We start from the raw sequence: 20,875 nt of genomic DNA, 5'->3' as shown, positions 1-20,875 counted from the left end.
GGACTGCCTCGCCGAAGAACTCCGCCGCCTCGACCCGGATGAAGTGTTCGGTGAAGTGATTACTATTGGACTGCCACGTACCAATCTAAGGAGTGTCCGTCCCAGTGAGCGCTGACCCCAGAGTAAGCATCCATCCCGACTCGTCCGTCCTCATGGCCGCCATCGCGGCCCGCCTGATCACCAAACTGGTGGACATCCAGGACAAACACGGTGAGGCGACGGTGGTGCTTACCGGGGGATCGATGGGCATCGGCTCGCTCAAGGCCGTGGCCGAGTCGCCGGCGTCCGGCGCTGTCGACTGGTCCAAGGTCAACTTCTGGTGGGGCGACGAACGCTTCGTCGCTGCCGCCGACCCCGAGCGCAATGCCGTCCAGGCCCAGGAGGCGCTGCTCGCGCACATCAACGCGGACCCTGCCCGGATCCACGTGCCGGGTTCCACCGGGGAATTCGGTTCCCCCGAGGAGGCGGCCGCCGACTACGCCCGCCGGCTCAGCGAGGCAGCTGCCGCGGAACACGCCGCGGACATGTCCGATGACCGGCCGGAGCACCCGGCGCCCCTCCCCCGCCTCGACATCGTCCTGCTCGGCGTGGGACCGGACGCACACGTCGCGTCGCTCTTCCCGGAACAGGCCGGCATCCGGGAGAAGGAACTCTCCGTGGTGGGGGTCCGCAACTCCCCCAAGCCGCCGCCGGAGCGCATTTCGCTGACGCTGCCTGCCATCAACACGGCGTCGGAGATCTGGATGGTCGTCGCCGGCGAGGATAAGGCCGGCGCCGTGGGGCTGGCCCTGGCGGGCGCCAACCCGGTGCAGGTGCCGGCGGCCGGTCCGCGGGGCCGGATGGAAACGCTCTGGCTGATCGACGAAAACGCGGCTTCCCGGGTTCCGCAGCAACTGGTCCGCAAGAGCTAGCCTGGGCGGCCGGTCCGCTGCACGAGCCGGGGCGGCCGGTCCGCTGCGCTGTTCCCTGCGGCTATCCCTCCGGGAGGGCCCGGTTTGCGCGCAGTCTTTCGAGCGCTCCGGCCAGCACGTCTTCGGCGTCCTGGCTGGAGCGCCGTTCTTTAACGTATTCCAGGTGGCTCTTGTAGCCTTCCACCGGGACGTCCTCAAGCGCGAACTGTGCCTCGTCCCGCGTGGCCGTACCGCCGCAGCGGCGGCAGTCCCAGACGCCGGGGATCTGGTCATCCGGCAACTGGGCGAAGACCAGTGGCGTCTCGTGGCCCTTGGCGCACCGGTAGCTGACGCGGATGCGGGGCGTGCGGGCAGCGGTGCCGTTGAGCGGTTCTTGGCGGGGCGTGGCCCCTTCGGTGGCTCCTACTCGGATGCCCCGGAATCCGGAGGCGGAATGCAGCATCGGGAACTCCTGGCTACTCAGCGGGCGGAATGCGCATTGCAATCAGCCAAAGTGTAGTTCGCAGTTCCCGATGCCGGGGAGGGCCATAAGGACCCCTTATGAAGTTTTTAGGCAGCGGTCCTAGGAGTCGCCGCCGCCACTGAAACGCATGATCAGGCCAAGGCCGATGATGACGACGCCCCAGGTGACCCCGAGGATGACCGTGAAGCGGTTCAGGTTCCGCTCGGCCACGCCCGAGGAGCTGAGGCCGGAGCTCATGCCGCCGCCGAACATGTCGGACAGACCGCCGCCGCGTCCCTTGTGGAGCAGGATGAGCAAGGTCAGCAGGAGGCTGGTGATACCCAGGAGAACCTGCAGAATGACATGAAGAACGTCCACGACGGCCTTTCAGAAGATTTGGATTGCGGGGGCCACGATTGTGTCCGGACTAATCCGTCAGCAGGTGACTCTCGAACCTGACAATATTAGCAAACTCGGCGGCATCCAGGCTGGCACCACCGACCAGCAGTCCGTCCACATCGCGTTCCTTGAGGATTGAGGCGGCGTTGTTGGCCTTGACCGAGCCGCCGTACAGCAGCCGGGTCTTTGCCGCGGTGTCCGACCCGAAGAGGGTGGCGAGCTCGGCGCGGAGGGCGGCGCACATTTCCTGGGCGTCGTCCGGTCCCGCGACCTCGCCGGTCCCGATGGCCCAGACCGGCTCATAGGCGACGACGAGCTCAGCGGCCTGCTCGGGGGTGAGGCCCTCGACTCCAGCGCGGAGCTGCGCCAGCGTGTGGTCGACGTGTGTCCCGGCCTGCCGGATTTCCAGTCCTTCGCCGACGCAGAGCACGGGGGTGATGCCATGCCGGAGAGCCGCCTTCGTCTTGGCGTTCAGCACCTCGTCGGATTCGTGGTGGAGGGTGCGGCGTTCGCTGTGGCCGACGAGGACGTAGCCGCAGCCGAGCTTGGCGAGGAACTGGCCGGAAATGTCCCCGGTGTACGCGCCGGAATCGAACGGGGAGAGATCCTGGCCGCCATAGACGACCTTGAGTTCATCGCCCTGGACCAGGGTCTGGACACCCCGGAGGTCGGTGAACGGCGGGAAGACGGAGACCTCCACACGGCTGTAGTCGTGCTTGGCGTCGGACAGGGTCCAGGCGAGTTTCTGCAGGAGGGTGATGCCCTGGACATGGTCCATGTTCATCTTCCAGTTGCCTGCGATGAAGGGCGTGCGGGCGAATTTGCCGTTGGTTGACGTAGTCACGTGGTCTCCAAAATGTTCGTAGCAGTGGAACAGCCGGCAGGGCGCCCCGTCCTGGGACAGGCGCCCTGCCGGCTGGCTGGTTTAGCGGTCCAGGATGCTCAGGCCGGGGAGTTCCTTGCCTTCAAGGTACTCGAGGCTGGCGCCGCCGCCGGTGGAAATGTGCCCGAACTGGTCATCGGCGAAGCCGAGGGTCCGGACCGCGGCTGCGGAGTCGCCGCCGCCGACCACGGTGAATGCGCCGGTCTCGGTCAGCGCCTGGGCGATGGCCCGGGTGCCGGCGGCGAAGGCCGGGAACTCGAACACACCCATGGGCCCGTTCCAGAACACCGTCCTGGCGCTCTTGATCCGTTCCGCGAAGGCAGCGGCCGATTCCGGTCCGATGTCCAGGCCGATGCCCTGGGCGCCGAAGCTGCTTTCTTCAATCGCGTCGGCGCGCACCGTTTCATGCTGGGCGTCGGCAGCAAACTTGCTGGCCACCACGACGTCGGTGGGAACCACGAATTCCGTCCCGGCGTCCGCTGCGCGCTTGAGGTACGCCTGCACGACGGGGATCTGGTCCGCCTCCAGCAGGCTGCCGGCCACCTTGTGTCCCGCGGCGGCGAGGAAGGTAAACAACATGCCCCCGCCGACCAGGATGGTGTCCGCCTTGCCGATGAGGTTGTCGATCACGGCGAGCTTGTCCGAGACCTTGGAACCACCGAGCACAACGACGTAGGGGCGCTGGGTGTCGGTGGTGAGCTTGCGCAGCACCTCGACCTCGGTGCGCACCAGGTCGCCCTGGTACGACGGCAGCCGGGTGGCGACGTCGTAGACGGACGCATGCTTGCGGTGCACGGCGCCGAACGCGTCGTCCACGAAGGCGCCGTTTGATCCGGTGAGGGCCACCAGTTCATCGGCGAACGCGCCGCGCTCGGCGTCGTCCTTGGAGGATTCGCGGGCGTCGAAGCGCACGTTCTCCAGGACGAGGGCTTCGCCGTCCTGCAGTGCGGCGGCGGATGCCCTGGCGGCGTCGCCGACGGTGTCTTTCGCGAGGGAGACCTTGAACGGGGCGAGCTCCGCCAGCCGGGCCGCGGCGGGCTTGAGCGAATACTTCTCCTCCGGGGCGCCCTTGGGGCGGCCGAGGTGTGCTGTGACCAGCACACGGGCACCGGCGTCCGTGAGCTTCGCCAGCACTGGAAGGGAGGCCTTGATGCGGCCATCATCAGTCACTGTAGAGCCGTCGAGCGGCACGTTCAGGTCACTTCTGACCAGAACGTACCGCCCGCGGACACCATCAGCGATCAGTTCGTCGAGGGTGTGGAATGTCATGAGTCTTACCCTAGCCCAGCTTGGCTGCGACGAGCTCCGTGAGGTCCACGAGGCGGTTGGAGTAGCCCCATTCGTTGTCATACCAGGAAACAACCTTGACCTGGTTGCCGATCACCTTGGTCAGGCCGGAGTCGAAGATGGAGGAGGCCGGGTCCCCGACGATGTCCGAGGAAACGATCGGCTCGTCGGTGTAGGTCAGCAGGCCCTTGAGTTCGGGGGTCTCGGAGGCAGCCTTGAGGGCGGCGTTCACTTCCGCGACAGTGGTCTCGCGGGAGACGACGACGGTCAGGTCCGTCGCCGAGCCGGTGGGCACCGGCACGCGGATGGCGTAGCCATCGAGCTTGCCCTTGAGCTCCGGCAGGACCAGGCCGATTGCCTTGGCCGCACCCGTGGAGGTGGGGACCATGTTGATGGCGGCGGCGCGGGCACGGCGGAGGTCCTTGTGCGGGCCGTCCTGCAGGTTCTGGTCGGCGGTGTAGGCGTGGATCGTGGTCATCAGTCCGCGCTCGATGCCGAAGGCGTCGTTGATCACCTTGGCCAGCGGGCCGAGGCAGTTGGTGGTGCAGGAGGCGTTCGAGATGATGTGGTGCGCGGCGGGGTCGTAGAGCCCGTCGTTGACGCCCATCACGATCGTGATGTCCTCGTCCGAGGCGGGGGCGGAGATCAGGACCTTCTTGGCGCCGGCATCGATATGCTTCTGCGCGTCGGCTGCCTTGGTGAAGAAGCCGGTGGATTCGATCACGACGTCGACGCCGAGCTCGGCCCAGGGCAGCTTGGCCGGATCGCGCTCTGCGAGGACCTTGACGGTCTTGCCGTCGACGACGATGTTGCCGTCCTTGACCTCGATGGACTCCTTCAGGCGGCCGCCCACGGAGTCGTACTTGAATAGGTGGGCCAGGGCTTCCGGGCTGGTGAGGTCGTTGACGGCAACGATCTCGAGGTCTGCCCCCTGGGCGAGTGCGGCGCGGAAGTAGTTGCGGCCGATACGGCCGAAGCCGTTAATACCAATACGGGTGGTCACGTTTTCAGTCTCCTTGGTGCTTCTTCAAGCACGATTAGTTGAGAAGGCGCTCAAGCCAACTAACAGATCCCGCACGCCATTGGGCAGAGATGATTAACAGATCGGAGGGCGACCAGCCACATTGCTGAAGGCTAACCGCCTTCCGTGACCTATCTTACGTTTAACTTGGTCTGCCCCCGCAAGTGCAGGGGCAGACCGTCCACAATTTGAGCCGAACGGGCCTAATTGTGAGCTTTGTTACAGGCGTGTGAACTGCGGCACGCCCAGGTCGCCACGGCCGGGTTAGAGCGTGATGAGGCCGGTCGCGTTCTTGCGGGCCGCGTCGAAGCGCTTGGCGACGTCGGCCCAGTTCACGATGTTCCAGAAGGCCTTGACGTAGTCGGCCTTGACGTTGACGTAGTCCAGGTAGAAGGCGTGCTCCCACATGTCCAGCATCAGCAGCGGGGTGGTGCCGACAGCGACGTTGCCCTGCTGATCGTAGAGCTGCTCGATCACGAGGTTGCCGCCGACGGGCTCGTAGGCCAGGAACGCCCAGCCGGAGCCCTGCAGGCCCATGGCCGCCGCGGTGAAGTGGGCCCGGAAAGCGTCGAAGGAACCGAACGCGTCGTCGATGGCGGCTGCCAGCTCACCTTCAGGCTTGTCGCCACCGTCCGGGGACAGGTTCTTCCAGAAGACGGAGTGGTTGATGTGGCCGCCGGTGTGGAACGCGAGGTCCTTGGAGAGGCGGTTGATGTTGGCGAAGTCGCCCTTGTCGCGTGCTTCGGCCAGCTGGGCCAGGGCGTTGTTGGCGCCGGCCACATACGCGGCGTGGTGCTTGCTGTGGTGCAGCTCCATGATCCGCGCGGAAATGTGGGGCTCCAGCGCTGCGTAGTCATAGCTGAGGTCAGGCAGTACGTACTCGGTCACAAAATCCTCCAATGTCGTGGACTGGTTGTCCGTTTGGTAACTCTCGGATTGTGCATCCGGATGTTGTGGCACCCGGAAGTCTCTGGATCGGAATCCAGTGGGCATAGCCTCCGGTCCCCCTGAGGTATTCCCGCCGGCCCGATCCGATTCTGCAGTTGATTCCCGGCAGAGGCTACTCGTCCAGCATTTCCGGCGTCACATTGGCCTCCGTGCCGGGGATGCCGAGGTCCTGGGCGCGTTTGTCCGCCATGGCCAGCAGGCGGCGGATCCGGCCCGCGATGGCGTCCTTGGTCATCACGGGCTCCGCCAGGCGGCCGAGTTCGTCGAGGCTGGCCTGTTTGTGTGCGACCCGCAGTTCCCCGGCGTACTTCAGGTGGTCCGGGACGTCGTCGCCGAGGATTTCCAGGGCGCGGTCCACGCGGGCGCCGGCAGCGACTGCCGCCTGCGCCGAACGCCGCAGGTTGGCGTCGTCGAAGTTGGCCAGCCGGTTGGCGGTGGCACGGACTTCCTTGCGCATCCGCCGCTCCTCCCACACCATGAGCGCATCGTGGGCGCCCATCCGGGTCAGCAGGGCGGCGATGGTGTCGCCGTCGCGGATGACCACGCGGTCCACCCCCCTGACCTCACGGGCCTTGGCCTGGATGCCGAGCCTGCGGGCCGCGCCGACGAGCGCGAGGGCGGACTCGGGGCCGGGGCAGGTGATCTCCATGGCGGAGGACCGGCCGGGCTCGGTGAGGGAGCCGTGCGCCAGGAAAGCGCCGCGCCAGACAGCCTCGGCGTCGGCGGCGGACCCGTTCACCACCACAGAGGGGAGGCCGCGGACCGGGCGGCCCCGGGCGTCCAGGAGGCCGGTCTGGCGGGCGAGGGCTTCGCCGTCGCGCACCACCCGGACGACGTAGCGGCTGCCGCGGCGCAGTCCGCCGCCGGAGACGACGATGATTTCGCTTTGGTGCCCGTAAACCTCGGCGATGGCGGCCCGGAGCCGCCGCGCGGTCGAGGCGAGGTCGACTTCGGCCTCAATCACGATCCGGCCGGAGATGATGTGGAGCCCCCCGGCGAAGCGAAGCATGGCGGACACTTCAGCCTTGCGGACCGAGGACTTCTTGATGTCCAGCCGGGAAAGTTCTTCCTTGACTGATGCTGTCAGTGCCATGGCACTTTTCCTACCTGTTCCCGAAAATGTCGTGGTACGCCGTTGCCAGACGCAGCGGGTCGTGGATCGGCCGACGGCTCGACGCCCCCACTTTACCCAACACCACCTCGGCGCCGAGCATCGCGGCTGCCTCTTTGAAGTCGGCGCGGTCGGAGACGGAGGCCGGATCGGCCAGCACGACGTCGATCGTGAAGTCGGGCGCGTAGTCCCGGAGCACCCGCAGATGGTCCGCGGCGGACATGCCGAGGGTTTCCTTGGTGTCGGTGGCGAGGTTCATGGTGAGGCAGCGGCGGGCGGCCGTGTTGCAGAGCGCTTGGCGCATTTCCGGCAGCAGCAGGTGCGGCAGCACGGAGGTGTACCAGGACCCGGGGCCGAGGATGACCCAGTCGGCCAGTTCGATCGCGGTGAGCGCCTCAATGCAGGCGGGGGCGTTCTCCGGCAGCAGCCGGACGCGTTCCAGCGATCCGGCGACAGCGCATTTCGCCTGTCCAGTCAGGGTCTGCAACGCCGACGTGCCGTCCGGGGCGGTGACCCGGACCTGGCCCTCGATGGTCAGCGGGACGCTGGACATCGGCAGTACCTCCCCGCGTGCACCCAGCAGGGCGCCGGCCCATTTGAGGCCCGCCACGGTGTCGCCCAGGAGTTCCCAGAGCGTCACGATCAGCAGGTTTCCCATCGCGTGCTCGTCGAGGGACCCGCCGCGGCCCTTGCCGGGCGCGAAGCGGTGCTGCATGACGTCGCGCCAGGTGCGGCCCCAGTCGGTATCGTCACAGAGCGCGGAGAGCGCCATCCGGAGATCGCCCGGCGGCAGGACGCCGTACTCTTCGCGCAGCCGTCCCGAGGAGCCGCCGTCGTCCGCGACGGTGACGACGGCGGTCAGTTCGGAGGTGAGCAGGCGCAGGGCCGACAGCGACGCGGCGAGGCCGTGGCCGCCGCCCAGCGCGACGACGGACGGGCCTTTGTCCTGCTGGCTGGCGAAGGCCGCGCTGGCCGGAGGGACGAGGGGCAGCGGTTCGGTGAGCAACGCCATTACTCGCGGCCCAGATCCCGGTGCGTGGTGGTCACGGTGACGCGCGGGTACTGCGCGAGCCGGCGGGACAGTTCGACGGCGACGGCAACGGAGCGGTGCTTGCCGCCGGTGCAGCCGACGGCGATGGTGGCGTAGTGCTTGTTCTCGCGCCGGTAGCCGTCCAGAACCGGTTCGAGGGCCAGCACATAGCGCTCCACGAAGTTGCGGACGCCTTGCGCTTCCAGCACATAGTCGCTAACGTCCTGGTCCAGCCCGGTGTGCGGCCGGAGCGCCGGGACCCAGTGCGGGTTGGGGATGAAGCGGGCGTCGGCGACGAAGTTGGCATCGACGGGAAGCCCGTATTTGAAGCCAAAGCTCATCACGTTGAGACGGAGCGCCACGGGACCGGTTTCGCTGAAGAGTTCCGTGATCGCGGTGGCGAGGCCGTGGACGTTCAGCGCCGAGGTGTCCAGCACGATGTCCGCGGAGGTGCGAAGTTCGTGCAGCAGGTCGCGTTCGGCGGCGATGCCGTCAAGGATCCTGCCGCCGCCCTGCAGCGGGTGGGGCCGCCGGCCCTGCTCGAATCGCCGGACGAGGACGTCGTCGTTGGCGTCCAGGAACAGTACCCGGAACCCGACGCCGCTGGCTTCCAGGCTGCGCAGGGTGGTCCGGATGTCCGCGAACAGTTCCTTGCTGCGGACGTCCATCACGACGGCGAGCTTGGAAATGGAACCCGGGGAGTGGGACACGATTTCCGCGAGGGTGCCGAGCATCTGCGGGGGGAGGTTTTCCACGACGTACCAGCCGTGGTCCTCCAGGGCGTCCGCCGCAGTGCTCCGGCCTGCTCCCGACATGCCCGTCACTACGAGCAGTTCGGCCTCAACGGGTTTGACCGGTGTCATGCCGTCCGGCTCCGTCCCGGATCCTGCCGTCGACTCTGCCATCAGTGAAGCCCCGTTCTGCTGTGCTGTTGTGCCGTGGAACGGCCGTGGTGCGGCGCAATCGCCGCGTGCAGCGTTTCCCAAGTTCTTACCCTAGCTAAGATTGCCGGTGCTGACTAAGTCTCCAGGATTTCGCCGGTGGTCATGTTGATGGCAGGAGCGGCGTCGTCGCCCCCGCCATCGGTGAAGTGCTGGACGATGGCCGCGGCCAGGGACGGGCCGATGCCCTTGGCGCCGGTGAGCTCCTCGGCGCTGGCGGTCCTGATGCTCTTGACCGAGCCGAACTGGGCCAGCAGGGCCTTGCGCTTGGATTCGCCGAGTCCGGGCACGCCGTCGAGGGCTGAGACGGTCATCGCCTTGCCGCGCTTCTGCCGGTGGAAGGAGATCGCGAAGCGGTGCGCCTCGTCACGGATGCGCTGCAGCAGGTACAGCCCGGCCGAGGCCCGGGGCAGGATGACCGGGAAGTCGCTGTCCGGCAGCCAGACCTCCTCAAGCCGTTTGGCGAGTCCGACGACGTACACATCGTCGATGCCCAGTTCGGCCAGGGCACGGGCGGCCGCGTTGACCTGGGGCCTGCCGCCGTCGACCACCACGAGGTTGGGCGGGTAGGCGAATTTGGTCCGCGGCGCCGGGGTCGTGGTGTCGGCGACGGCAACGGGGGTGGAAGCCGGGGAGGGGGCCGCGACAGCTGCCTGCGCCACGGCGTTAAGCATGGCCTGGTGGCCGGGCTGCCGGGCCGCGTCCGCCTGGACGGCCTTCTCCTGCAGGTAGTTGCGGAAACGCCGCGTCAGCACGTCGTGCATGGCCGCCGTGTCATCGGTGGCGGCGGCACCGGTGACGGAGAACTTCCGGTATTCGGACTTCTTCGGCAGCCCGTCCTCGACCACCACCATGGACCCGACCACGTTGGTGCCCTGGACGTGCGAGATGTCATAGCATTCGATCCGCATCAGCGCGACGGGCAGCTCCAGGGCCTCCTGCAGTTCCTGCAGCGCCTGGGACCGCAGGGTCAGATCGCCGGCGCGCCGGGATTTGTGGAGCCTGAGGGCGTGCTCGGCGTTGTCCCGGACGGTGGACAGCAGCGCGGCCTTGTCGCCGCGTTGCGGCACGCGGATGTCAACCCTGGCTCCACGCAGCCCGCTGAGCCATTGCGCCAGCTCCGCGGCGTTGCTGGGCTCCGCCGGGACGAGGACCTCGCGGGGCAGCCTGCCCTGCAGGCCGGCTTCCTCGCCGTAGACCTGCTGGAGCAGGTGCTCGACGAGGTCCGGGGTGGTGGAATCCTCGACCTTCTCCACGACCCAGCCGCGCTGGCCGCGGATCCGGCCGCCGCGGACGTGGAAGACCTGCACGGCGGCCTCGAGCTCGTCCTCGTGGAGGGCGAAGACATCGGCGTCTGTGCCCTCGGCCAGGACGACGGCGTTGCGTTCGAAGACCTTCTTGAGCGCGACGATGTCGTCACGGATCCGCGCCGCCCGCTCGTAGTCCAGCTCCGCCACGGCGGCGGCCATCTCCTTTTCCAGCCGGGTGACGAACGGCTTGGCCTCACCGCCCATGAAGGTGCAGAAGTCCTCGGCCAGGGCGCGGTGGTCCTCGGCCGAGATGCGGCCCACGCAGGGGGCCGCGCACTTGTCGATGTAGCCGAGGAGGCAGGGCCTGCCACTCGCTTCGGCCCGTTTCAGGACGCCGGCGCTGCAGCTGCGGACCGGGAACACCCGGAGCAGGGTGTCCATGGTGTCCCGGATGGCCCCGGCGGTGTACGGGCCGAAGTAGCGGGTGCCCTTGCGTCGCTCTCCGCGCAGGACCTGGACGCGGGGGTACTTTTCCCCCATCGAGACGGCGAGGTACGGGTAACTCTTGTCATCCCGGAACATCACATTGAACCGGGGCTTGAATTCCTTGATCCAGGTGTATTCCAGCTGCAGCGACTCGAGTTCGCTGCCGACGACGGTCCACTCCACGCTGCTGGCCGCATGGACCATCGCATACGTTTTGGGGAGCAGCCCGGCCGGGTTGGCGAAGTACGAGTTCAGCCGCGAACGGAGGTTCTTGGCCTTGCCGACATAGATGACCCGGCCGTGCGGATCGCGGAAACGGTACACGCCCGGATTGGTCGGAATCTCACCCGTCTGGGGTCGGTAACTCGCTGGATCTGCCACAGTTCAAGTCTACTGAGCCGGCGGACGTGTCCTGGACGCCCGCCGACCCGGGGGTGCTATTCGACGGTCTTGCTCTGGTTGTAGCTCGTGGAGCGTTCCTGGCCGCTGAGGGCGGCGATCGCGTCCATGATGCGGTCGGTGGCCTGGCGGCGGGCGGGCAGGGAGTGGTCCGGCCCGGTCTTATCGAAGTACAGCGGTTCGCCGACCTTCATGGTGAAGTGCTGCGGCTTGACCGACTTGCTGTCCGCGGGCTGCAGGTTCTCCGTGCCGATCAGCCCGACCGGGATGACGGGAGCCCCGGTGGTCAGGGCCAGCCAGCCGACCCCGGTGCGGCCGCGGTACAGGATGCCGTCGCGGGACCGGGTCCCCTCCGGGTAGATGCCGACGCCCTTGCCCGAGTCGAGGATTGCCAGCAGGGTTTTCAGGGCCTGGACGCTGGCGGCCTGTTCGCCGCGTTCCACCGGGATGGAGCCGACAGCCTCGAAGAAGGATTTCATGGCCTTGCCCTTGATCCCGCCGGTGGTGAAATATTCCGCTTTGGCGAAGAAGGCGACGGGCCGGGGCATGAGCGCCTGGACGATCACGCTGTCGAGGAACGACAGGTGGTTGGGCGCCACGATGAACGGGCCCTCCTTGGGCACGTTGTCGAGTCCGATAACCGTGGGCCGGCACGTCGAGGTGACCAGTCCCCGCGTGGTCCAGCGGATTGCATCAAACATTGCCATCGGTGTGCACCTCGTCTTGGGCTTCGGTCAACAGGAAAGGGATCACTGCGGTGCTCGTCACGGGGTGGGCCGCACAGCGGCGGCCCGCAGCGTGTCCCGGCGGGCCACGGCGTCGTGCAGGGCAGTGCTGCTGTGCACAATCTCCACGGCGCCGGCCGTATGCAGTTCACCGGCCGGAGCGAAACCCCAGCCTACGCCGATGCAGTCCAGGCCATTGGCCGCCGCTCCGGCCACATCCTGGGCACGGTCCCCCACCATCACGGCGTGGTCCGTGTCCAGCCCGTGGCGGGTGGCAAAGTCGGCCAGGGCTGCTGCCACGATTCCGGCTTTTCCCGACGGCACCCCGGCTGCTGCCGCCTCGTCGGCCGCCGAGCCGCGGATGGTGTGGAACAGGGCCGCTATGCCGTGGTGCTCGAGCACGGTCCGGGCGAGGCCCTCGGGCTTCTGGGTGGCGACGGCGATTGGCCGGCCGGCTTCGGCAAACGATTCGAGCAGGGCACGGATGCCGGGGTAGAGCCGGCTTTGGGCGATACCCGTGGCAAGGTAGTGCGCGCGGTAGATCCGGATGGCGTCGTCGAGTTGGCAGGCGGGGACCCCGGCGATGTCCGTGAGGGAATGGCTGAGTTTCGGGCCGATCATGGCATCCATTTGGGCCTTGCCGGGGATACCGAGTCCGAGCTCCGTGAGGGCCGCTGCGATGCCGTCCGAGATTCCGCCGGCCGGATCGACGAGAGTGCCGTCGAGGTCGAAGATCACGGGCACTGTTGTTTGGGTCACCGGCTTAGTTTCTCACGAGTGAACGGATGCCCGAAACTCGCATACCCCGCTGGGAATATACAGGGAATACCTGGCCGGGCAGCGCACCGGGGCATCCGCTGCTGCGGCGGATGCCCCGGTGCGGGGCAGGCGTCAGGCCAGGATCTCGGCCAGGAAGGCTGCCGTGTGGCTTTCCGTTGACTTGGCAACCTGCTCCGGCGTTCCCGAGGCGACGATGCGGCCGCCGCCGGACCCGCCGTCGGGGCCCAGGTCCACGATCCAGTCGGCGCTCTTGATGACATCAAGGTTGTGTTCGATCGTGATGACCGTGTTGCCTTTTTCCACCAGGCCCTGGAGGACCAGGAGCAGCTTGCGGATGTCCTCGAAATGCAGGCCCGTGGTGGGCTCGTCCAGCACGTAGATGCTGCGCCCGTTGGAGCGTTTCTGCAGCTCGGCGGCGAGCTTAACCCGCTGCGCCTCGCCGCCGGAAAGCGTGGTGGCGGGCTGGCCCAGCCGGACGTAGCCGAGTCCGACGTCGACGAGGGTCCTGAGGTGCCGGGCGATCGGGGAGAAGGCGGCGAAGAACTCCGCGCCTTCCTCGATCGGCATGTTCAGCACATCGGCGATCGTCTTGCCCTTGTAGTGGACTTCCAGGGTTTCGCGGTTGTACCGGGCGCCGTGGCACACCTCGCAGGGCACATAGACGTCCGGCAGGAAGTTCATTTCGATCTTCAGGGTGCCGTCACCGGAGCAGGCCTCGCAGCGGCCGCCCTTGACATTGAATGAGAACCGGCCCGGCAGGTAGCCGCGGATCTTGGCCTCGGTGGTGTCGGCGAACAGCTTGCGGATGTTGTCAAAGACACCCGTGTAGGTCGCCGGGTTGGAGCGCGGGGTGCGGCCGATCGGGCTCTGGTCGACGTGGACCACCTTGTCGAGGTGCTCGAGCCCCTGGATCGACTTGTGCCGCCCCGCCACCTGCTTGGCGCCGTTGAGCTTGTTGGCGAGGACCTTGTAGAGGATCTCGTTGACCAGGGTGGACTTTCCGGAGCCGCTGACGCCGGTCACCGCGGTGAACAGGCCGAGCGGGAACGTGGCATCCACGTTCAGGAGGTTGTTCTCCTTGGCCCCGACCACCTTGAGTTCGCGCTTTTTGTCGTACTTGCGCCGCTTCTTGGGGATTTCAATCTGTTTCCGGCCGGAGAGGTAGTCGCCGGTGAGCGATTCGGTGTTCTTGAGCAGGTCCTCGTAGGAACCGGAGTGCACCACCATGCCGCCGTGTTCGCCGGCTCCCGGTCCGATGTCCACCACCCAGTCGGCTTCCTGGATGGTGTCCTCGTCGTGTTCCACCACAATCAGGGTGTTGCCGAGGTCCCGCAGCCGGGTGAGGGTTTCGATGAGACGGCGGTTGTCGCGCTGGTGCAGGCCGATGGACGGCTCGTCCAGGACGTAGAGCACGCCAACGAGGCCGGAGCCTATCTGGGTGGCCAGCCGGATGCGCTGCGCTTCGCCGCCGGACAGGGTGCCGGAGGGACGTTCGAGGTTGAGGTACTCCAGGCCGACGTCGAGCAGGAAGGTCAGGCGGGCCTGGATCTCCTTGAGGACCTGGTTCGCGATCTGGGCTTCGCGGCCGGTGAGCACCAGGTTGTCCAGGAAGTGGGCGCATTCGCGCATCGGCAGGGCGGCGACCTCGGCAATGGACTTGCCGTTGATCAGGACCGAAAGCGACGCCGGGTTCAGCCGTGCGCCCTTGCAGGCCGGGCACGGAATCTGCCGCATGTACTCCTCGTAGCGGTCCCGGGCCGAGTCCGAGTCCGTTTCCAGGTGTTTGCGGTGGACGTACTGGATGACGCCCTCGAAGCCGGTGCTGTACTTGCGTTCCCGGCCGAAGCGGTTGCGGTACTGCACCACGACTTTGTGGTCCTTGCCGTGCAGTACGGTCTGGCGGGTGTCCTCGGAGAGTTTGTCCCACGGTGTTGTCATCGAGAAGCCGAGTTCCTTGGCGAGTCCGCCGAGCAGGCGGTTCCAGTACTCCGTCGTCGCGGTGCCGAGTGACCAGGGTGCGATGGCCCCCTCCGAGAGGGACAGTTCCCCGTTCGGAATGATGAGTTCCTCGTCGACCTCCAGCTTCGTGCCGATGCCGCTGCAGGCGGAGCAGGCGCCGAAGGGGTTGTTGAAGGAGAAGGAGCGCGGTTCGATCTCGTCGATCGCGAGCGGGTGCTCATTGGGGCAGGCGAGGTGTTCGGAGAACGCCCGGATGCGTTCCGGGTCGTCGGCGTCGAGGTCGACGAATTCGGCGAGGATCCGGCCCTCGGCCAGGCCGAGGGCGGTTTCCACCGAGTCGGTGAGGCGCTGGCTGATGCCTTCCTTGACCACGAGGCGGTCCACGACCACTTCGATGGTGTGCTTGAACTGCTTGCCCAGCTTGGGCGGATCGCTCAGCTGGATCAGCTTGTCATCGACCCGGGCCCGCGAGTAGCCCTTGGCGGTGAGTTCCTTGAACAGCTCGACGAATTCGCCCTTGCGGCCGCGGACCACGGGGGCCAGGACCTGGAAGCGGGTGCCCTCCGGCAGTTCCAGCAGCTGGTCGACGATCTGCTGCGGGGTCTGCTTCGCGACGAGCTCCCCGCAGATGGGGCAATACGGGCGGCCGACGCGGGCCCACAGCAGGCGCATGTAGTCGTAGATCTCGGTGATGGTGCCCACGGTGGAGCGGGGGTTCTTGCTGGTGGACTTCTGGTCGATGGACACCGCGGGCGAGAGCCCTTCGATGAAGTCGACGTCGGGCTTGTCCACCTGGCCCAGGAACTGCCGGGCGTAGGCGGAGAGCGATTCGACGTAGCGGCGCTGGCCCTCGGCGAAGATCGTGTCGAACGCCAGGGAGGACTTGCCCGAGCCGGAGAGTCCGGTGAAGACGATCATGGAGTCCCGGGGCAGGTCCAGGTCCACGTTGCGCAGGTTGTGTTCGCGGGCGCCCTTGACGACGAGACGGGACATGTCCGGGCGTTTCAGCGCGGGGCGGGGGTCCTCCCCGCGGACCGGTGTTGCCGGACTCATCGGAAGGGAGGTCGGGGAGTCAACGGCTGGATCTTCAGCTACGGCTTTAGGCACGCTACCAATGCTAATCGAAAACTTCTTCGAACTTCCATTCCCCGGCGTGCTCCCGGCCGGCAAACGCCGCCCGGTATGCGACCGCCTCCGCTACTCGCGGTCGTACGCGGCGGCGAGCAGCTGCACGGCCTCGGCGAAGCTGGCGCCGCGGGCCTTCGCCGCGGCGGCGAACTCAGCGGCGGCAGCGGAAAGCGAGCTCCAGGCCTCGTCCCGGGCGCACACTACCGTCCCGTTCCGGCCCCGGGTCACCACGACCCCGGCGGCCTCGAGTTCCTTGTAGGCGCGGGCCACCGTATGGGGGGCGACCCCCAGCTCACCGGCCAGGCTCCGGACGGCGGGGAGCCTGGTCCCGGGCGCCAGGGTCCCGTTGTCAGCCCGTTCAATGATGTTGAGCCGGAGCTGTTCAAACAGCGGGACGGAGCTGCCGGGATTGGGCCGCCAAGTGCCGGGGAACGGCGCGATTGAGGTTTCGGTGGGTGTCACTGTACGGGCTCCTGGGCATGCTTGGGTTGTTCGCGGCGGGCGAACTGCGCCTCATACAGTTTCCGGTAAAGTCCACCCCTATTTATCAGTTGCTGGTGGGTCCCCTGCTCAACGATCCGTCCCTGGTCCATGACCAGAATTAGATCAGCGTCCCGGACGGTGGACAAGCGGTGGGCAATGACGAAGCTGGTGCGCCCCTGCCGTAGCCGGTGCATGGCCTGCCGGATTTGCACTTCGGTGCGGCTGTCCACCGAGCTGGTCGCCTCGTCGAGGACGAGGATGTTGCGCCCGGCCAATTGGGCCCGTGCGATCGAGATGAGCTGGCGCTGGCCGCGGCTCAGCGAATCGCCGTCGTTGCCGAGCATCGTCGCGTACCCGCCGGGCAGGGCCCGGACGAACTGGTGCACGTGGCTGGCCTGCGCGGCGGCCGTGACCGCGGCGTCGTCGGCGCCGGGGCGTCCGTATTCGATGTTGTCCCGGATGGTGCCGGTGAACAGCCAGGTGTCCTGCAGCACCGTGCCGAAATTGGAGCGCAGTTCGTCCCGGGTCAGCTCCGCGGTGTCCTGGCCGTCGACGGTGATCAGGCCGGAGTCCGGTTCGTAGAAGCGCATCAGGAGGTTCACCACGGTGGTCTTCCCGGCACCGGTCTGGCCGACGATCGCGACGGTCTGCCCGGGTTCCACGGCAAAGCAGAGGTCCTTGACCACGGGTGAGCCCGGGTAATAGCCGAAGCTGACGTGCTCGAAGGCAACCCGGCCGGCGGCAGCGGCTGGCCCTGCAACCCGGCCGGCGGCTGCGGCTGCACCGGCGGTAGCGGCTGCGCCGGCTTCGGGGGAACCAACAGCTGGTGACGGGGCCGTGCCCCCGGCAGCCTCGGTCGGGACCTCAGCCGGGATCTCCGGCGCGTCCAGGAGTTCGAAGACCCGGCCCGCCGAGACGAGGCAGGACTGCATGAGGGTCAGCATGCCGCCGATCTGCCCCATCGGCTGGCTGAAGAGCCGGCTGAACTGGATGAAGGCCTGAAGTCCGCCGATGGTCATGGCGCCGGCGAGGACCTGGAGCGCACCGACAACGGCCACGGCGATGTAGTTGAGGTTGGACACAAAAACCATCAGGGGCTGCACGACGCCGGACACGTATTGCGCGCGGGCACTGGCCCGGCAGAGTTTGTCGTTGCCGGCCTTGAACCTGGCGGTGGCTGCCTCCTGCCGGCCGAAGGCCTTGACGACTTCGTGGCCGGTGAAGAACTCCTCCAGCTGCGCGTGCAGCTCCCCCGTGCTCCCCCACTGCTCGGTGAAGTGGACCGAGGATTTCCGGGCCACCAGGACGGTGATGAAGGTGGACACCGGGACGGAAACCAGCGCGATCAGGGCCAGGACCGGTGAGAGCCACAGCATCATGGCCAGCGCTCCGGAGAGCATCAGCAGCGACAGGATGAGCTGGTTGAGGAGCTGGTTGAGGGCCTGCGCGATGTTGTCGACGTCGTTGGTGGCGCGGCTCAGCACGTCCCCGCGGTGCTGGACGTCAAAATGGCCGGACGGCAGGACGTGCAGTTTTTCCTCCACCGAGGCCCGCAGCCCGTAGCCCAGCCGCTGCACGGCAACGGCCGTCAGGGTCCCCTGGACCCAGCTGAAGACGGAGGCCCCCAGATACATGACGGAGACCGCCGCCAGCAGCGCAGCCAGTTTTTCCTGGTTGAAGGATCCCCCCACCACGCCCTCGACGACGACGTCGGTGGCGTCACCCAGGACTTTCGGTGCCGCCACGTTGAGCGTCACGAAGGCGCAGGTGGCGGCGATGACGCCGGCCATCCGCCAATTCGAGGGCCGGAGCAGTCTGAGCAGCCGTCCGGCGGTCCGCCAGCGGAACCGGCCGCCCTTCGGGGGCTCCTCGGCAGGCACCCCCGGGAGGGCTTCGCTGCGTCCGCCGGACGGGGCGTCCACCAGCGGCTGGTCTCTGGCGTCGCGGGCGGCGCGGGCGGCGGCGGTCCCGGTTTCGAGCGACTGTTCCGGGGTCACAGGGTCTCCTCCAGGACGAGCTGGGAGGCGGCGATCTCCCGGTAGCCGTGCGATGACTCCATCAGTTGCTGGTGTGTCCCCTGCGCCACGATCCGGCCGTCTTCAAGGAGCAGGATCAGCCCGGCGTCCACGATCGTAGCGATCCGTTCAGCGACGATCAGTACGGTGGCGGTACGCAGCAGCGGCCGCATCGCCTCCCGGAGCCGGTAGTCGGTGCCGTAGTCCAGCGCCGAGAAACTGTCGTCGAACAGGTACACGGGCGCCTCGCGGAGCAACGCGCGCGCGATGCACAGGCGCTGCCGCTGGCCGCCGGAAAAGTTCGTGCCGCCCTGGTTCACCGGCGCGTCCAGCCCCTGCGGCAGTTTCCTGACAAAATCCGCGGCCTGCGCGCTGGCCAGGACGCGCCAGAGGTCCTGGTCCGTCGCCGCGGGGGCCGCCATCCTCAGGTTCTCGGCGAGCGTCCCGGAGAATAGATAGGAATGCTGGGGAACGACGGCGATCAGGCTCCGCAGCGTGTCCAGGGGCATGCCGCGCACCTCGCAGCCGCCAACCCTGATCTCGCCGCCGGTGGCCGCCAGGAAGCGTGGCAGCAGGTTCAGCAGGGTGGTCTTGCCGCTGCCGGTGGCGCCGATGACCGCGGTCACCGTCCCGGGAACGGCCGTGAAGCTGATGCCGTCGAGGACCGGGTACTCGGCGCCCGGGTACGCGAAGGAGACGTTCCGGAATTCTACGGCGTTGCCCTCGGGCGTGGCGCCGCCCGGACCGTCAGTGATCCCGGGGGCCGTGTCGAGGACCGCCTGTACCCGCTCCGCGCAGGCGGCCGCGCGGGGCGCCGTCATAAAGACGTACATCGCCATCATGATCGCGATCAGGATCTGCAGGATGTAGGCGATGAACGCCGTCAATGCACCCAGCCGCATCTCCCCGGACTGGATCCGGTGCCCGCCGAACCAGACCACACCAACAGAGGACAGGTTAACGACGAGCATGATCAGCGGCATCATGCCGGCGACCAGCAGCGCGGACCGCAGGTTGTTCTGCGTCAGGGCCCTGTTGACCCCCTGGAAGCGGCGGATTTCGTGCCCCTGGCGGACAAAGCCGCGGATGACGTTGGCTCCGACGATCTGCTCACGCAACACCCGGCTGACCCGGTCGACGAGCTTCTGGCCCTGCCGGTAGAGCGGAACGAGGCGGCGCACGATCAGGAACATGATGACCGCCAGCACCGGAATCACGGCGACCACGATGGCGGACAAGGCGACGTCCTGCTGCAGGGCCAGCACGATGCCGCCGACGAAGATGGCGGGCGCGGCGACGAGCATCGTGAACACGAGGACCGCAAGGTTCTGGATCTGCGCGACGTCGTTGGTGGCCCTGGTCAGCAGGCTGGCGGGGCCGAACGCGCCGACTTCCTGCGAGGACATGGCCTGCACTTTGGCAAACATCTCCTCGCGCAGCTGCCGGCCGACCTCCATGGCCACCACCGCGCCCAGGTACCCTGCGGCGGCCGCCGCCGCGACCTGCACCCCGGCGATCGCGGCCATCCAGGACCCCAGGTTCAGGATCTGCGGCACGTTGCCGCCAACGATCCCGTCGTCGATGATGGCCGCGTTCAGGGTGGGGAGGAGCAGGTTGGCCGTGGTCTGCACGAGCTGCAGGACGACGATGGCCAGTACGGTCCCTTTGTGGGCGGCCAACTGCCGGCCCATCAGGCCAATAAGCACTAAACCTCCATCGCTGGACCAGGGCACAGATCCAGATTCGTCAAAGACAGCCGCCCCCACGCTGCTTCGTCATTGTAAGCACGATCACACACTGCTTTGTTGTCATGCGGTGTCCGGCCCTGTCGCCGGTCCTGCTGCCGGCCTGGGTGCCGGTCCTGAGGTGCCGGCCGGGGGGTCATTCCCGCTTGCGGGCCACAGCGAAGACCCGGCGGAACGGAAACACCGTGCCATGCGGGCCGGCCGGGTAGGCCACGGCGAGCCGCGCTGAGTATTCTGCTTCAAAATCCCGGGCGTCCTCGGCGGACAGGGCGGCGAGCACCGGCCGGAGTCCCGTGCCGCGGACCCACTCCAGCACGGGGTTCGTGCCGTGGAGGAGCTGGCAGTAGGTGCTCTCCCACGCGTCCGCGTCGCAGCCGGCGTCGAGCATGATGTCCAGGTAGTCCTCCGGCCCGCCCACGACGTCGTCATGGCGCAGCACGCCGGCGAGGCGGCCGGCCCACGCCCCGGACTCCGCGAGGCCGCGCATCAGCGTGTGCGAGGGCGCGTTGAAGTTGCCGGGCACCTGCAGGGCGAACCAAGCGCCGGGTTTGAGCGCGGCAAGCCACCCCTTCAGCATGTTCCGGTGGCCGGGAACCCACTGCAGGGCCGCGTTGGTCACCACGACGTCGGTCTCCTCCGAGGGCATCCAGTGGGCGATGTCCGCCTGGCCGAAGGCGAGATTGGGCAGCCGGTCGGTATGGACCGCGGACCGGGCCAGCATCTCCGCTGAGGAATCCAGGCCCGTGATCTTCGCCCCGGGCCAGCGCTCGGCAAGGGTGGCTGTCAGGTTCCCGGGGCCGCAGCCAAGATCGACGACGTGCCGGGGAGCGTCCGCATGGACCCGGGCCGTCAGGTCAAAGTACGGCCTGTCCCGGTAGTCTCCGAACTGCACGTACTTGGCGGGATCCCATTTCACTGCTGTCCTCCCCTCA

The 20,875-nt window shown here is 67.5% G+C and carries 18 protein-coding genes and 1 pseudogene; 2 read left to right on the top strand and 17 right to left on the bottom strand.

The window, feature by feature from the left end; translation table 11 throughout:
- A pseudogene (locus QCD75_RS10675) lies at positions 1–115 on the top strand (glucose-6-phosphate dehydrogenase assembly protein OpcA); the annotation flags it as partial.
- Positions 105–911 (top strand): 6-phosphogluconolactonase, encoded by an 807-nt coding sequence (gene pgl / locus QCD75_RS10670; protein ID WP_301228384.1) that lies wholly within the window; start codon positions 105–107, stop codon positions 909–911. The pseudogene QCD75_RS10675 and the gene pgl, both read left to right, overlap by 11 nt.
- Positions 912–972: 61 nt before the next feature.
- On the opposite strand, the gene QCD75_RS10665 is transcribed toward pgl, so the two are convergent.
- From QCD75_RS10665 to QCD75_RS10585, 17 genes are all read right to left on the bottom strand, one after another.
- The gene (locus QCD75_RS10665; RefSeq protein ID WP_301228382.1) at positions 973–1,353 is read right to left on the bottom strand and encodes an RNA polymerase-binding protein RbpA; all 381 of its coding nucleotides are present in this window, start codon (positions 1,351–1,353) and stop codon (positions 973–975) included.
- A 120-nt stretch (positions 1,354–1,473) separates the two neighbouring features.
- On the bottom strand, positions 1,474–1,731 hold the full coding sequence (gene secG / locus QCD75_RS10660; protein ID WP_226762181.1) for a preprotein translocase subunit SecG: 258 nt from the start codon (positions 1,729–1,731) through the stop codon (positions 1,474–1,476).
- Between the two features lie 49 nt (positions 1,732–1,780).
- Complete coding sequence (tpiA, locus tag QCD75_RS10655; RefSeq protein WP_301228379.1) at positions 1,781–2,596, bottom strand: triose-phosphate isomerase; 816 nt, start codon at positions 2,594–2,596, stop codon at positions 1,781–1,783.
- Between the two features lie 81 nt (positions 2,597–2,677).
- Positions 2,678–3,904, bottom strand: coding sequence for a phosphoglycerate kinase (locus QCD75_RS10650; RefSeq protein ID WP_301228377.1), 1,227 nt, complete (start codon positions 3,902–3,904; stop codon positions 2,678–2,680).
- A 10-nt stretch (positions 3,905–3,914) separates the two neighbouring features.
- Positions 3,915–4,925, bottom strand: coding sequence for a type I glyceraldehyde-3-phosphate dehydrogenase (gene gap, locus QCD75_RS10645; RefSeq protein ID WP_301228375.1), 1,011 nt, complete (start codon positions 4,923–4,925; stop codon positions 3,915–3,917).
- Positions 4,926–5,207: 282 nt separating this feature from the next.
- Entirely contained in the window at positions 5,208–5,831 is a 624-nt protein-coding gene (locus QCD75_RS10640) for a superoxide dismutase (protein ID WP_301228373.1), read from the bottom strand.
- Between the two features lie 172 nt (positions 5,832–6,003).
- On the bottom strand, positions 6,004–6,984 hold the full coding sequence (gene whiA / locus QCD75_RS10635) for a DNA-binding protein WhiA (RefSeq protein ID WP_301228371.1): 981 nt from the start codon (positions 6,982–6,984) through the stop codon (positions 6,004–6,006).
- Between the two features lie 10 nt (positions 6,985–6,994).
- Positions 6,995–8,014 (bottom strand): gluconeogenesis factor YvcK family protein, encoded by a 1,020-nt coding sequence (locus QCD75_RS10630; RefSeq protein ID WP_301228369.1) that lies wholly within the window; start codon positions 8,012–8,014, stop codon positions 6,995–6,997.
- Positions 8,014–8,937: an RNase adapter RapZ gene (rapZ, locus tag QCD75_RS10625; RefSeq protein WP_301228401.1), complete on the bottom strand. Its 924-nt coding sequence runs from the start codon at positions 8,935–8,937 to the stop codon at positions 8,014–8,016. The genes QCD75_RS10630 and rapZ overlap by 1 nt, the downstream gene beginning before the upstream one ends.
- A 113-nt stretch (positions 8,938–9,050) precedes the next feature.
- Positions 9,051–11,090, bottom strand: coding sequence for an excinuclease ABC subunit UvrC (gene uvrC / locus QCD75_RS10620; RefSeq protein ID WP_301228365.1), 2,040 nt, complete (start codon positions 11,088–11,090; stop codon positions 9,051–9,053).
- A 56-nt stretch (positions 11,091–11,146) separates the two neighbouring features.
- Entirely contained in the window at positions 11,147–11,815 is a 669-nt protein-coding gene (locus QCD75_RS10615) for a lysophospholipid acyltransferase family protein (RefSeq protein ID WP_301228363.1), read from the bottom strand.
- Positions 11,816–11,872: 57 nt separating this feature from the next.
- On the bottom strand, positions 11,873–12,592 hold the full coding sequence (locus tag QCD75_RS10610) for an HAD hydrolase-like protein (RefSeq protein ID WP_301228361.1): 720 nt from the start codon (positions 12,590–12,592) through the stop codon (positions 11,873–11,875).
- A gap of 132 nt (positions 12,593–12,724) precedes the next feature.
- On the bottom strand, positions 12,725–15,679 hold the full coding sequence (gene uvrA, locus QCD75_RS10605; RefSeq protein ID WP_301228359.1) for an excinuclease ABC subunit UvrA: 2,955 nt from the start codon (positions 15,677–15,679) through the stop codon (positions 12,725–12,727).
- A gap of 90 nt (positions 15,680–15,769) precedes the next feature.
- Positions 15,770–16,162 carry a GntR family transcriptional regulator gene (locus tag QCD75_RS10600; protein ID WP_301228357.1) on the bottom strand — a complete coding sequence of 131 codons (393 nt, stop codon included), beginning with the start codon at positions 16,160–16,162 and terminating at the stop codon, positions 15,770–15,772.
- Positions 16,159–17,973, bottom strand: a complete 1,815-nt coding sequence (locus QCD75_RS10595; RefSeq protein WP_301228399.1) for an ABC transporter ATP-binding protein — start codon at positions 17,971–17,973, stop codon at positions 16,159–16,161. The genes QCD75_RS10600 and QCD75_RS10595 overlap by 4 nt, the downstream gene beginning before the upstream one ends.
- 203 nt (positions 17,974–18,176) lie before the next feature.
- Positions 18,177–19,889 (bottom strand): ABC transporter ATP-binding protein, encoded by a 1,713-nt coding sequence (locus QCD75_RS10590; protein ID WP_301228397.1) that lies wholly within the window; start codon positions 19,887–19,889, stop codon positions 18,177–18,179.
- Between the two features lie 190 nt (positions 19,890–20,079).
- Positions 20,080–20,859 carry a trans-aconitate 2-methyltransferase gene (locus QCD75_RS10585; RefSeq protein WP_301228355.1) on the bottom strand — a complete coding sequence of 260 codons (780 nt, stop codon included), beginning with the start codon at positions 20,857–20,859 and terminating at the stop codon, positions 20,080–20,082.
- Positions 20,860–20,875 lie beyond the last annotated feature (16 nt).

This window comes from Arthrobacter sp. PsM3 (assembly GCF_030433895.1).
Taxonomy (GTDB): Bacteria; Actinomycetota; Actinomycetes; order Actinomycetales; family Micrococcaceae; genus Arthrobacter.
The sequence above is the reverse complement of the archived record's forward strand: the minus strand, read 5'-3'. Positions and strand labels throughout refer to the sequence as shown.